This window comes from Alteromonas sp. K632G (genome assembly GCF_017653625.1).
Lineage (GTDB): Bacteria > Pseudomonadota > Gammaproteobacteria > Enterobacterales > Alteromonadaceae > Alteromonas > Alteromonas naphthalenivorans.
Map to the genome: position 1 here is coordinate 70,618 of NZ_JAGGDM010000005.1, position 12,381 is coordinate 82,998.

Sequence of the window (12,381 nt, forward strand, 5' to 3'; positions counted from 1 at the left end):
AATGAAACTTAACAATGTATTGCATCTTAGTGTAAAAGAATTATGGAGCTTATGGCGCGACCCTGTGATGTTGGTGCTCATTTTCTATGTGTTCACCTTAAACATTTACACGGCGGCCACAGCAGTACCTGAGTCTTTGCATAACGCGCCGATTGCGTTTGTGGATCATGACCGTTCGCAGCTTTCTCATCGGGTGATAGACGGCTTTGTGCCTCCCTATTTTTTAACCCCCGTCATTATTTCTGAACAAGACGTTACCCCCAGCTTAGATACGGGAAAGTACACCTTTGTCGTGACGATACCTCCTGAATTTGAAAAAGACGTAATGAAGGGTTCAGTACCTGATGTGCAAGTTAACGTAGATGCTACCCGCATTAGCCAGGCGTTTACCGGTAACGGCTATATTACTGAAATTATCGGCGAAGAGGTGGCCGCTTACGTGGCGGGGTACAAGTCAGAAACCAGTTATACCGTAGATTTAATCATGCGCGCGCGGTTTAACCCTGCCTTAGAAAGTTTCTGGTTTGGTTCAGTGATGGAGCTCATTAATGCGGTGACGATGATTGCGATTATTTTATCGGGCGCTGCGCTTATTCGAGAAAAAGAGCGGGGTACAATAGAGCATTTATTGGCAATGCCTGTATCAAGCAGTGAAATAATGTTATCGAAAATTGCCGCTACCTTATTGATGGTGTGGCTTGCTACACTCATGTCGGTGTATTTGGTCATTCAATACGTGTTGGGTGTCCCCATTAATGGCGATGTGTGGTTATTTATGCTGGCGGTGGCTATTCACCTATTTGCGGTGAGCAGTTTAGGTATATTCATGGCAACCATCGCGCGCTCTATGCCACAGTTTGGGCTTTTATTGATTCTAGTATTATTACCGCTTCAGTTGCTGTCTGGTGGTGTAACACCAAGAGAAAGTATGCCTGACTTAATTCAAAACATTATGCTTATTGCGCCTAATACTCATTTTGTTATGGCATCACAAGGTGTGCTGTACAGAGGGGCTGGGCTAAGTGTGGTGTACCCTCAACTTATTGCGCTAACATTTATTGGTGGGGTATTTTATTATATTGCCCTACGTCGATTTAAAAGCACCGTGGGTAGCATGGCTTAAAAAGAAGGTTTTGCCAAGAAAGGCGCGAGCCCAAGCCCCAAGCGGTAGCAGAAGGCACAATAGCTATTTTTTTGCCTATAAATCGTACATGTGCTAGGTTGAATTTAACGCATCAAAAAGGGAACAAATGATGAAGGCACACACCACTTCCGCTATATCTGGCGCTACCATAAAGCACTTAGCAGGCCTATTCACAGCAGCTTCTATTCTGTTTAGTAGTGCAGTATTTGCGCAGCATGATAAAACTCGACAGTATGAGAAATTTGAAATACTTGGACAAAAAACAAAACCGCAATTACAGCGTGAATTCAATAAAGCCAAATTTGATTTCTTGGATATGTATCATGAATTAAATGAAGTGGCGAAGTTTGACGTGCTCTGTTCTTATCATCGGCCTATAGGCAGCAAAATTGCCAAAAAAACCTGTGAGCCTCGGTATGTTAAAACTGCGCGAGCAATGTATATCCAAGCCATGTCTACTGGCACAGGGATTGATTTGAGTCGATTACCTAGCGACCAAATGATTAAATTTTTAACCAAACAAACTCGCGAAGAAAGCTATGAACACGTGTTGGCGTTAGTCATGACGAACCCAGAGTTAAACAAAAGTTTTGCCAAACTTGAGCTCATTCATAGTCGTTTGAACGAAGACAGTGAGTAGCGTGAACACCATTCGTTTGAGCACCTAATACTGAAGAGTGAATAAGAAAAAGAGGCCTACTTAGAAAAGTAGGCCTCTTTTTTTGTTTAATGCTCAAGGTTATTTATAAACGCTCAAGGCTGGTTATCCGCTCAGGGCTGTTTACCTGCTCAAGGCTGTCTATTCGCTCAGGGCTGTCTATCTGCTCAAGGCTGTCTATCCGCTCAGGGCTGTCTATCCGCTCAGGGCTGTTCATCCGCTCAGGGCTGTTTATCCGCTCAAGGCTGTTTTATTGATACTTTCTAAGCTCTATGCGCGACACCATGCCTTTATGCACTTCATCAGGGCCATCAGCTAATCGTAGTGCGCGAGCACCTGCAGCAAAGCGTGCTAATGGGAAGTCGCTACACATGCCAGCACCACCATGAATTTGCAGGGCCATGTCTACTACCGATTGCAGCATGTTAGGCACCACCACTTTAATGGCAGATATTTCTGTCATGGCGTGCTTCACGCCAAGGTTGTCTATCTTCCATGCGGCATGAAGGGTTAATAGTCTGGCTTGCTCTATGGCCATACGTGCTTCAGCAACACGCTCTAAATTACCGCCTAAGCGAATAATGGGCTTACCAAACGCGACCCGTTCGTGGCCACGTTTAAGGGCAAGCTCTAGTGATTTTTCAGCCATGCCGATGGCGCGCATACAGTGGTGAATTCGGCCAGGCCCTAAACGGCCTTGAGCAATTGCAAAGCCTTTACCTAAACCCATCACTAGGTTTTCTTTACTTACCCGTACATTATCAAAATGCATTTCACCATGACCATAAGGGGCATCGTAATCGCCATACGCATCTAGCATACGGGTTATGGTAATTCCTGGTGTATCTAGTGGCACAATCACCATGCTATGGCGGCTGTGTTTGTCATTTTCTGGGTTAGATAAGCCCATGAATATAGTGAAAGCAGCGTTGGGATGCCCCAAACCGGTAGACCACCACTTTTTGCCGTTGATCACTACATCATCGCCATCTTCAATAATGGTTGCTGCCATATTGGTGGCGTCAGACGATGCTACGTCAGGCTCTGTCATACCAAACACAGAACGTATTTCACCTGCTAGCAACGGGGTAAGCCACTTGGCTTTTTGCGCATCGTTACCAAAGTGATAAAGCACTTCCATGTTGCCTGTATCTGGCGCGTTACAGTTGAATATCTCAGGGGCGAAAAGAAATCTGCCCATACGCTCAGCCATAGGCGCATATTCTAGCGTGGTTAGTCCTTTACCAAGCTCAGCATCGGGCAAAAATAAATTAGCCAATCCTGCCTCGCGGGCTTTTTGTTTTAGTGCCTCGGTGCCAGGGTGTAGCTTCCACTTTTTCCAATCACCGTGGTGGTTCTCTTTATGATGAAAATCATAAACTTCATTTTCAATGGGCTCGATATGTTCAGCAATAAATGCATCAAGTTTTTCGAGTAGGGCGTTTGTTTTATCGTTATGCGAAAAATCCATGACTATCCTCGGGTGCTTAACAAATGGCTAGTAGCTTAAAAGCAGTGGGTAATAAATTTGATAGCTATAGCGTAGTTTAGTTACTAGAATGAATGAAATGAAATCTAGTCCGATAGTATTGTGAATGCTATTCACTGCGCTGTGATGTTGAGAGCCGGTTTCAATAGGTGGCTTTAGCACTGTTTTTCAGCGTAGTTTGTTGTGGGGCGGTTTAGGTATTAAAGGGAAAGCCTTAATGCAAGATAAACGGCAATTTGAAAAGCTCGACTTAAACTTACTGAAAGTGTTTGAAGCTTTGTGGCAGCAGCGTAACATGACCCATGCCGCAGAGTCGCTGCATATCACGCCATCAGCGGTTAGCCACGCCATGCGACGGTTTCGCGAAATTCTTGGCGACCCACTATTTGCTCGTGAAAAAAACCATATGCTGCCTACGGCCGCCTGCGAACGGTTAGCACCTCAAATTCTAGAAGCGTTAGCTAATATTCGCCGCGCACTAAGTGAATTTACCGAATTTAATCCTGCTCACAGCCATCAGCGCTTCGTTATTGCTATGCAAGAGTCGCTAGAGCTTAGTGTTTTACCGGCACTACTAGCCAAGCTTGAAGTTCACGCCCCTAATGTCGAAATTGTGAGTGCGCGATTAAATCGCGACACCATGGTAGCCGACCTAAGTAATCGCAATTTACATTTAGTGGTAGACATTGGCCGGCCCATTTCACCGCCAGTTGAACATTGTTTGCTAACCCGTGATAACTACGCCGTACTAATGAATACACAGCATGCTTTGCGTGATAGCCTAAGTGCAGCGGCTTATTTAAATGCACGGCATATTACGGTGTCGAATCGAATAAAAGGGGCCTCGGTAGAGGAGATTGCCCTACAGCAACTTGGAGTCAGCCGCCCTTCGCTATGGCGTTGTCAAAATTATCGGGCTGCGGCAGAGGTTACCGCGAACACCAACGCGCTGTTAACCTTACCAGGCTCTATTGCCAGCGCCCTTGCTGACGAAAACTTAAGTATCGCGGCACTGCCCTTCAACTTACCCGCATTGGAAACACATCTGTACTGGCATCAGCATCAAGAAGGCGAGCCAGGGTTAATGTGGCTTAAGGCTCTGGTATTACAGTTGTTTGCTTGATCTGGTTGTTATGTGTAATGTTTGTTAGTATTTCAGTACGAATTGTTGGCGTGTTTTGCTACAAAAATAAGTCACACCCACAATCCACGTAGTATTAACGACAGCGTTCAACTCAACGCCATGAGAATCTAAATGAAGATCCATACCCTTTCGGGCTACATTCAACACATCTATCTAGCAGAGCACGAGCATGGCTTACTGCTATTAGATGGGTGTAGTCGCGCCGATGTAGAAACGGTGAGCCAGTTTATTACTGAGACCTTACATCGGCCTTTAAGCGACCTAAAATTGATTGTGGTAACGCACATGCACCCTGATCATGCTGGTGGCGCTGCAAGAATTAAGGCGTTAACCGGGGCGTCTATTGCCGCGCACCCAAAAGCAAAAAGCTGGTATGCTGGCTTAATGGGCAGAGCAGCCCACGCCATTGATTTGGGCCTGACGTGGTGGGTAGCAAACCGCATAGGTAAGCAGCGTGAGTCTATTTGGTATAACCCTGTATTGCGGGCTGATATCTTGCTGGAAGACGAGCAAAATCTGCCCTTTTTTAACGAGTGGAAGGTACTTTATTCTCCGGGGCACACTGACCACGATCTTACCATTATGCACGAACCTACGCGGCAAGCGTACGTGGCCGATTTATTGGTAAAAGTAAAAGGTGAGTTAGTACCACCTTACCCCTTATGCCACCCAAATCAATATCGAAAGTCGCTACAACGTATTGCGCAGTCGTCTATAGAAACTATTTTTTGCGCCCATGTTGCACCGGTACAGTTGGCTGATATTCCTTTTGATCACGTTATCGAGAACGCGCCTACCTTGCCAAAGAATCACTGGCACTCAGCTAAAAACCGTATAAATCGAAAGCTGTTTGGCAAAACCGCTCAGCACTAGTGGGTTCAGTAAAAGTGCATATTGCAAAAGTGCGAAGGCGGCTTTATCTAAAGGCGCTTTAGCCAAAGCCAGCATACTAAATTCGGTTAATGCATATTACCCCTGAGTAAATTGCTCGTAGGCTAACATGGCATCAGCAGCGTACATCAGTGACGGGCCACCGCCCATATAAATTGCCATCCCTAGTGTTTCTTCTAACTCTTCTTTGGTTACGTCTAAATCGACCAATGCTTTTACATGAAAGCCAATGCAGCCGTCACACCGCGTTGAAATACCAATGGCTAATGCAATTAGCTCTTTGGTTTTTTTATCTAGGGCGCCGTCTTGAGTTGCTGCTTTCGCCATAGCTGAAAAACCTTGCATGGTGTCGGGTATGCCAGCGCGAAGAGACTTCATGTTATCTGAAATGCGTTTAGTTATATCAGGGTACGACTTGCTCATTTGATGATCCTTTTTACTATTAACGGTAAAGACTAAGCACAAAGTAAAAAAATTCTTATATGCATATAAGCTTATGTATCAGTGCATCATATAGTCGTCAACTTAGATTAAGGTGAAATTGCGGAAGTTGTAACAAAACGTGCAATATGCTTGTCTTACATCAATTAATGACCACATTATGTAGAGGCACGTATGGTTAAGTGCAACTAAAAGGGAACGGGTGGCTCATGCAAAACAGTTTGTCTTCTTTACTTGATAAGGTGCGCTTAGCCGCGTCAGCATCAGGGGAAACCCTGTCTGATATTTTCAGTAAAGAAACCCATAGATTTACCATTACCGGCTTAAGCCGAAGCGGAAAATCTATGTTGTTCACCAGCTTAATGACCATGCTGAAAAGTCGCAGCGAAGAAGGTTATGCTTGTATGCCTTTGTTGCGATATCTTCCGCCTTCACAGGTAGAATTCATGCGGATTGAACCCATAGACGGGTACAAGCCTTTCCCTCTCAAAGAGAACATGGATGCGCTGGCATCAGGTCGGTGGCCTGAGGCTACCGAAGAAGCTTATGGGTTTAAGCTTGTTGTGCGGTTAACACAAACCATGAGTATTAAGCGCCACCTTTTGCCCCACACCGATATTGTTTTTGAATTTATCGACTATCCAGGGGAGTGGATAACCGATATTCCTATGCTAGGTAAAACCTACGCTCAGTGGTCTGATTCTGCATGGGCGCAATTAAGTAGCGGGCCTCAGCAGCATTTTGCGAATGAGTGGAAAACGGTGGTTAACGCCTTTGACTTCGAACAACTGCCCACACAAGAGAACATTAACGCGCTCGTGAGTGCCTATCGACATTATTTAGTGGTGGCGAAAAAAAATGGAATATCCTTGCTACAACCCGGCAGCTTCTTATTAGATTCGAGTGATTTTGATTGGCAGCAGTTAGGCTTTGCGCCGTTACCATCAAGTATTACCAGCGATGTATCTCATCCTTGGTACAAGGTATTTGATGCGCATTTTACGAGGTTTCAAAAAGACTGGTTAACGCCGTTAAAGCAGTCTGTATTTCGGGAAACCGACAAACAAATTATTTTGGTGGATTTATTCGAAGGGTTAAATCACAGCCGTCAGCATTTGTATCAATTAAAAGAAACGCTTAGTCATTTGGCCGACACCTTTGTGTATGGCCAAACAGGGTGGTTTGCCCGCAATGTTATGCGCAAAGAAGCCATTGGCCGAGTGGCTTTTGTAGCCACAAAAGCTGATTTAATCCCGGTGTCTGAGCGCGAAAACTTGTTATCGTTACTCAAGCAGGTTACTGAAGGTGCAAGAGCTCGGTTTGTTGATAAGCCTATTAAATTTGAGCATTTTTTAGTATCGGCAATACAAGTCACGGATGAAGGCAGCTCGCCAAATGCACTGCGTTATCAAGATGCCGAGAATGGTTATGTAGAAGCGGCATTTGAACCGATACCGGCTTCACTTAAAGCCATGGAAGCAGATGCACATTTTCCAGTATTGAACACCCAAGTGCCGCAAGACTATATGGCGCGAATACTATCCGGCAGAGGGTTGGACAGACTACTCCAGTTCTTGTTGGCCGAAGGAGTTTCCAATGAATAAACAAGACTCGATGAGCGAACAAAGCTCGATAGATGAACAAAGCTCGATAGATAAAAGTACCGAGAAACCGACAAGTGCAGCTCCGCCGGCCTATCGCCCCAAAGTGGTACAGCAGCGCCTTGATATTAGGCCCCCCGATACTGCAATGCCCGCAAAAACTGAAACCAACGAATGGCAAATGGACAGCGCAAAAGCGCGTATTTCTACTGGTGGGTTAACCTTGGGGCTAGGTGTACTTTCCATTATTGGCTTCTTTGTTTTCGATGCCTACACCACGCTTACGGCAAGCGTAGCCGAGCATCCCATTGCTAGCACTGCTTTGGCCGCACTACTTAGTGGTTTTGTGGCCTGTTTCAGTTATTTGAGCTTTCGAGAATGGCGAGGTTATAAGCAAATCAATAAGGCCATTGATGATGGGCAAACTATCGCTTCGTTAACCGGTGAAGATAGCATTGAGACCGTCGACAAAGTACTCAAACGCCATGGTAGCCGTTTTACCTCATCGTCTTATGCTGCGCACTGTTTCGCTATTTACCAAAAGCAGCTTCACAATGATATGTCTGCTAAAGAGCGGCTGGGGCTGTATCACGATACGGTATTAAACGCGGTGCAGCAAAAAGCGCAAAAAGTACTTAACAAAGAATCGATTACCGCAGGAAGCTTGGCATTTATTAGCCCAAATAACTTAATTCAAACTTTTGCAGTCATGTGGATAAGCTTTCGTACCATAAGGCGCATGGCCAAAATTTATGGCCTTCGACCTGGCACCATAGGCAATTGGAAACTACTCGGCGTACTTGCCCAAAATATTGCCGCACAGGGGGTATTCGACTTGGCTACCGATGAAGTAGCCAATCAAATTGGCGGTTCGTTAAGTGCAAAATTTATGGAGAATTCCGCTGAAGCCGTCGCCGCAGGGGCGCTTAATGTGCGTTTAGGAAAGGCGTTAATGAAGCTATTAAAATAGGGCGAATAACAGCGTTATTCATAACGCTGTTATTTTCCAAATGATACCTTTTACAAGCATGAATACGTGACGAAAAGTCGATGTATCTTGCTAAACTACCCCCGCACTACAGGGCTTTTTTAGTTGGCATTACAACGTTAGCAAATATAAGCCCTGCTACTAGCGACATAAAAATCAAGAACACTTCTTGACCTAAATGATCAGCTTGTACAAAGTCTTGCCCCGAAATAAACGAGTTCAACCCAATATAAGTTTTAGACCCCGGCACCAATACAATTAGCCCATGCATAGCCACAATGGTAGCAGGCTGATTTGCAATGCGGGTGAAAGCATTGGCAAAAAGCCCTAGGGCGAAGGCTCCCACGAATGCGCCTAATCCGGGGCTCATGTAATCAGAGCTCCACGCCGTGGCACTGTATGCAATAAAGGCCGCCGCCATGGCCCATGGAATATGTTTAACCCGGGTGCGAAAAATAGCCACTAGCGCTAAACATAATAGAAATACCGATAACCACGTTGCCCAATAAGGCAAAGACTCAGCCGGTTGGTATACGTTCTCGCCAAATAAACTAAAGCCTGCCGATACGCCTAAAAAAGCACCGAAATAAAGCTTAAACAACTGCATTACTGCATCCATGGTGCGAGCAGTGCCCGATACCATATTGCGGGACGAAAGCTCGGCAAGCCCCATGGTAAGGGCAAGCCCAGGAACAAATACTATTACCGAGGAAAGTACAATAAGAGGAATGTTAATACCTGGGTCGATGTAAGTACCAATAGCACACGCGAGTAGGGCAGCAATGAAAGCGGTAGCCGGTTCTAGCATTAAATTAACCCGCTTAGAACGCTCGGACCACAATGTCCATACATAGGCAAGTAAGCCTAGTAAACCTGACCAACCAATTTCAGCCCAGCTTGCACCCATTAGCATGGCAAAGGCGCTGGTAGCCATACCGAAGGCGCCACCCGTAAGCCATTTCCCATAGGGGCTACCCATAGCATCAATTTCATCAAGGCGTTTATCGGCTGCTGCTAGAGTAAGCTCACCGTTTAGTAGTGAGCCTGCAAGCTCATCGGTAAGTGATAGCGCGTTCATGTCTAGGTCGCCGGGAAGTAGGCGAGAAGCATGATTGTATTCATCTTCGTGTCTGTCACTCCAAATAACAAAAGTTAATGAAGTCGGTGTGGAAATAAATGAAGCGTGCACGCCTAAGTAGGTGGCAACTTCTAGTAAGTAAGCTTCTAGTCGAAAAGCAGGCGTGCCGTATTTGTGCAGCATTTTGCCAAGCTTTACAATAAATCTCCGAATTTGAATAAATTCTACAGTGTCCAACGACTTGTCCTACTTGGGGGTTATTTTTTAATAAAAATAAAAGTGCATTCACCGCTAAGTGCGGTAGCGAAATAAGCCAAGCCTGAACTTTTGAGTATAAAAAGGCTTGGCTAAAATTTGCGCGGATTGTAGAGGCAAAATAAGCATAACGCAAAAAACATTTATTAAATTTTCACGTTAGAAAAACTAATGCTTTTTTCTACTAAGATGCGTCACTAGGAAGGCGCTTATTTTGTGGAAGATCCCCGGGAGGGCCATCATCACGAAGACCTCCAGGAGGGCCACCAGGAGGATGATCACCAAGACCACCAGGGCCACCTCGCTTGGTATCGCACTGCATACTGTCACCCTGTATAGCGCAACCTTGAGGTGCACTGAAACAGGCTAAAATTTGGTTACTTCCGGCATCGCCAGCATGGTAGTGGTAACCGATGTCACCCTCTTTCTCTTTATCAACGCTACTTCCATCTAGAGCATGCCCGCCGCAGTCATCAAGATCATCAGGTACTTGTCCATCAGGGAGTTTACGTTCAAAAATAGTAAAACCGTCTAGTGCTACGCCTAACATTTTGCCGTGGGTAGAAAGCGCAGTATCAATAGATGAGCATTCGGTAATGGCATGGTAATGGTACCCAACATGAGGATTAACGTGTCCGCCACAGTCATCAAAGGGGGCAAGAGTGTAAGCCCCTAAAATGGCATCAACTGGCGCAGGCGCATCCATCTTAATACCGTTGAAAGCAAGGCCTACTCCACCATGAGGGTCGAATTGGGTAATGCGTGATGCTTTTTTAGGGTAGGCGGGAATAAGGTATTTTTGTGGTTCAACATCTTCCGCGTATTCAGGTTGGCATTCAACGCAGTAGTTCTGATATTCGGGGGCAACATCGGGGCGCGCAGCAGCAAGGCAGGCATCTTTGCTATCGGTCACTTTAACTTCACCCGTTTCAGGGTTAAACAGCTGCCAATTGTCATCACTATAGAAGGTGGCTAGGTTTTCTATAAAGTTGCCATCCGCATCGTATACTTGGTTATCACTCAACCAAATTCCCGCGTCTTCAGCGGTATCGTTAATATTACGCGGGCACCACGGCCCTTTGTCGTGCCCAACGTCTATACCGCTATTTACCGGCATAGTAACGATATAACACGAAGATTCACTGCCATCGCTCAATGTACAGTCTACAAGGCCATCACTAACAATCACGTCATCAGTAAAGTATTCGGTAGTGGTTGGGAGTGAAGCGTTTGTACTTTGTTTTGTTGATTCTTTTTTTGGGTGCTCGTGGGAGTCTGGGTTGGAATGATCGCCGCACGCGGCAAGTGAGCTTAGGGTAAACACACCCATAACCAACGCTAGTCTTCGTAGTTTGTTATTCTTCATTGCTATCCTTTTCCACACGGTTAAAACAAAGCTGCTTAGTAATAGTAGCTTACAGAGGGCTTTTTGGATTAACACTCAGAAACAATAAGTATTACTCATCGCTTACATAGCACGACGAGGCCATGTCTTAGCCATATATAACGGCCAAAAACAAACAAAAGGGTGTGACAGAAAATAAGGTATTTATTGAATGGCTAACTAAAAGCCATCCAATCTTTCCATACCGGCTCCAACCCTTTTGCTTCAATGGCGGCGGCTACCAAATTTACAGCGCGGGTGTCATCTATATCAAACTGGTTAAGCGCTTCTGAAGGCGCACTATAACCGCCAGGTTGAGTTTGCGACCCTGCTGACATAGAGGTAATACCTAGTGGTAACACACCATCGCGAAATCGCGCCGATTCACGAGTAGATAGGGACAGTTCGGCTTGTGGGTTAAACAAACGGTGAGCGCATATCAATTGCAACAGTTGCGTTTCGTTAGGAAACTGCTGGGTTAATAAATTAACTGAATCGTTGGTATTGCCTTCGCACTGTCGTAAGCGCGGGAAAGAAATAGCCACCCGACTTCGCCAGTAATGCTGCTGAATAAGCTGGCCGTGCAGGGCAGTCATCACACTATCGGTACGCCAGTCACCTAACCCTAATAATGCGCCAATACCTATTTTATCAATACCTGCTGCGCCAATACGATCGCTGGCCTGCAAACGCCATAAGAAATCCTGCTTTTTGCCCCGAGTATGGTATTTTGCGTACGCTTGAGGGTTATAGGTTTCTTGGTAAACTAATACCGCATCCACCCCTAGGGTCTTTAAGGTTTCATAGTCTTTTTGTGGCAACGGCTGCACTTCCATCATGACGTTGCTCGCTTTAGCCCTTATTGCCGGTAGCACTTCACTAAAATAAGGCATGCCTACCTTTTGTTCGTGCTCGCCTGTTACCAGCAATACTTGTGAAAACCCCATATCGGTAATAGCGTCTATCTCGGTTTCTATTTGGCTCAAATTCAGCACCGTACGCTTTATTTTGTTACTCATGGTGAAACCGCAATATGTACATTCGTTTGCACATAAATTGGCAAGGTATAGGGGCACAAATAACCCCATGGTATTGCCAAATCGGGCGCGGGTTAGCATTTGTGATTGCGCGGCCATCTCTTCTAAATAAGGCGTGGCAGCAGGGGATATTAGCGCCATAAAATCATCTAAATTGCGGCTGGTTTTCCCTAACGCTTGCTCTACGTGCTTGTTGGTTTTACTTTGAATAGAAAGCGCTATATTCGTTAAATCTTGCGACATGAGTGTGCTTGCAATGCCCATTTTCAAA

12 protein-coding genes are annotated in these 12,381 nt (G+C 45.5%); 6 read left to right on the forward strand and 6 right to left on the reverse strand.

What is annotated here, in order from left to right:
• Position 1: 1 nt before the first annotated feature.
• On the forward strand, positions 2-1,123 hold the full coding sequence (locus tag J5X92_RS06590; protein ID WP_126872695.1) for an ABC transporter permease: 1,122 nt from the start codon (positions 2-4) through the stop codon (positions 1,121-1,123).
• Positions 1,124-1,250: 127 nt separating this feature from the next.
• Positions 1,251-1,784: a hypothetical protein gene (locus J5X92_RS06595; protein WP_244360367.1), complete on the forward strand. Its 534-nt coding sequence runs from the start codon at positions 1,251-1,253 to the stop codon at positions 1,782-1,784.
• 103 nt (positions 1,785-1,887) lie between these two features.
• Here the strand turns inward: J5X92_RS06595 and J5X92_RS21245 are convergent, their stop codons facing one another.
• On the reverse strand, positions 1,888-2,019 hold the full coding sequence (locus J5X92_RS21245; protein ID WP_260563499.1) for a hypothetical protein: 132 nt from the start codon (positions 2,017-2,019) through the stop codon (positions 1,888-1,890).
• Positions 2,020-2,052: 33 nt separating this feature from the next.
• Positions 2,053-3,273: an acyl-CoA dehydrogenase family protein gene (locus tag J5X92_RS06600; protein WP_013786107.1), complete on the reverse strand. Its 1,221-nt coding sequence runs from the start codon at positions 3,271-3,273 to the stop codon at positions 2,053-2,055.
• Positions 3,274-3,508: 235 nt separating this feature from the next.
• Here J5X92_RS06600 and J5X92_RS06605 point away from each other — a divergent pair, with 235 nt between their 5' ends.
• Positions 3,509-4,414, forward strand: coding sequence for a LysR family transcriptional regulator (locus J5X92_RS06605; RefSeq protein WP_126872693.1), 906 nt, complete (start codon positions 3,509-3,511; stop codon positions 4,412-4,414).
• 132 nt (positions 4,415-4,546) lie between these two features.
• Positions 4,547-5,308 carry an MBL fold metallo-hydrolase gene (locus J5X92_RS06610; protein WP_126872692.1) on the forward strand — a complete coding sequence of 254 codons (762 nt, stop codon included), beginning with the start codon at positions 4,547-4,549 and terminating at the stop codon, positions 5,306-5,308.
• A gap of 96 nt (positions 5,309-5,404) precedes the next feature.
• On the opposite strand, the gene J5X92_RS06615 is transcribed toward J5X92_RS06610, so the two are convergent.
• Positions 5,405-5,749 (reverse strand): carboxymuconolactone decarboxylase family protein, encoded by a 345-nt coding sequence (locus J5X92_RS06615; RefSeq protein ID WP_013786104.1) that lies wholly within the window; start codon positions 5,747-5,749, stop codon positions 5,405-5,407.
• A gap of 227 nt (positions 5,750-5,976) precedes the next feature.
• Between J5X92_RS06615 and J5X92_RS06620 the strand changes: the two genes are divergently transcribed.
• Both J5X92_RS06620 and J5X92_RS06625 read left to right on the forward strand, forming a co-directional pair.
• A complete protein-coding gene (locus tag J5X92_RS06620; protein ID WP_057794852.1) occupies positions 5,977-7,371 on the forward strand; it encodes a YcjX family protein in 1,395 nt (464 codons plus the stop codon).
• Complete coding sequence (locus J5X92_RS06625; protein WP_126872691.1) at positions 7,364-8,338, forward strand: DUF697 domain-containing protein; 975 nt, start codon at positions 7,364-7,366, stop codon at positions 8,336-8,338. The genes J5X92_RS06620 and J5X92_RS06625 overlap by 8 nt, the downstream gene beginning before the upstream one ends.
• Before the next feature lie 106 nt (positions 8,339-8,444).
• On the opposite strand, the gene J5X92_RS06630 is transcribed toward J5X92_RS06625, so the two are convergent.
• From J5X92_RS06630 to thiH, 3 genes are all read right to left on the reverse strand, one after another.
• On the reverse strand, positions 8,445-9,671 hold the full coding sequence (locus J5X92_RS06630) for a threonine/serine exporter family protein (RefSeq protein ID WP_013786101.1): 1,227 nt from the start codon (positions 9,669-9,671) through the stop codon (positions 8,445-8,447).
• Positions 9,672-9,873: 202 nt separating this feature from the next.
• On the reverse strand, positions 9,874-11,055 hold the full coding sequence (locus J5X92_RS06635; RefSeq protein WP_013786100.1) for a YHYH protein: 1,182 nt from the start codon (positions 11,053-11,055) through the stop codon (positions 9,874-9,876).
• Between the two features lie 194 nt (positions 11,056-11,249).
• A complete protein-coding gene (gene thiH / locus J5X92_RS06640; RefSeq protein WP_013786099.1) occupies positions 11,250-12,374 on the reverse strand; it encodes a 2-iminoacetate synthase ThiH in 1,125 nt (374 codons plus the stop codon).
• Positions 12,375-12,381: the final 7 nt, after the last annotated feature.

Coding starts and splice junctions, on each gene's coding strand:
- J5X92_RS06635 (WP_013786100.1), bottom strand. CDS start 11,055: ATGAAGAATAACAAACTACGAAGACTAGCGTTGGTTATGGGTGTGTTT.
- J5X92_RS06600 (WP_013786107.1), bottom strand. CDS start 3,273: ATGGATTTTTCGCATAACGATAAAACAAACGCCCTACTCGAAAAACTT.
- J5X92_RS06625 (WP_126872691.1), top strand. CDS start 7,364: ATGAATAAACAAGACTCGATGAGCGAACAAAGCTCGATAGATGAACAA.
- J5X92_RS06615 (WP_013786104.1), bottom strand. CDS start 5,749: ATGAGCAAGTCGTACCCTGATATAACTAAACGCATTTCAGATAACATG.
- J5X92_RS21245 (WP_260563499.1), bottom strand. CDS start 2,019: ATGAACAGCCCTGAGCGGATAGACAGCCCTGAGCGGATAGACAGCCTT.
- thiH (WP_013786099.1), bottom strand. CDS start 12,374: ATGGGCATTGCAAGCACACTCATGTCGCAAGATTTAACGAATATAGCG.
- J5X92_RS06610 (WP_126872692.1), top strand. CDS start 4,547: ATGAAGATCCATACCCTTTCGGGCTACATTCAACACATCTATCTAGCA.
- J5X92_RS06620 (WP_057794852.1), top strand. CDS start 5,977: ATGCAAAACAGTTTGTCTTCTTTACTTGATAAGGTGCGCTTAGCCGCG.
- J5X92_RS06590 (WP_126872695.1), top strand. CDS start 2: ATGAAACTTAACAATGTATTGCATCTTAGTGTAAAAGAATTATGGAGC.
- J5X92_RS06595 (WP_244360367.1), top strand. CDS start 1,251: ATGATGAAGGCACACACCACTTCCGCTATATCTGGCGCTACCATAAAG.
- J5X92_RS06605 (WP_126872693.1), top strand. CDS start 3,509: ATGCAAGATAAACGGCAATTTGAAAAGCTCGACTTAAACTTACTGAAA.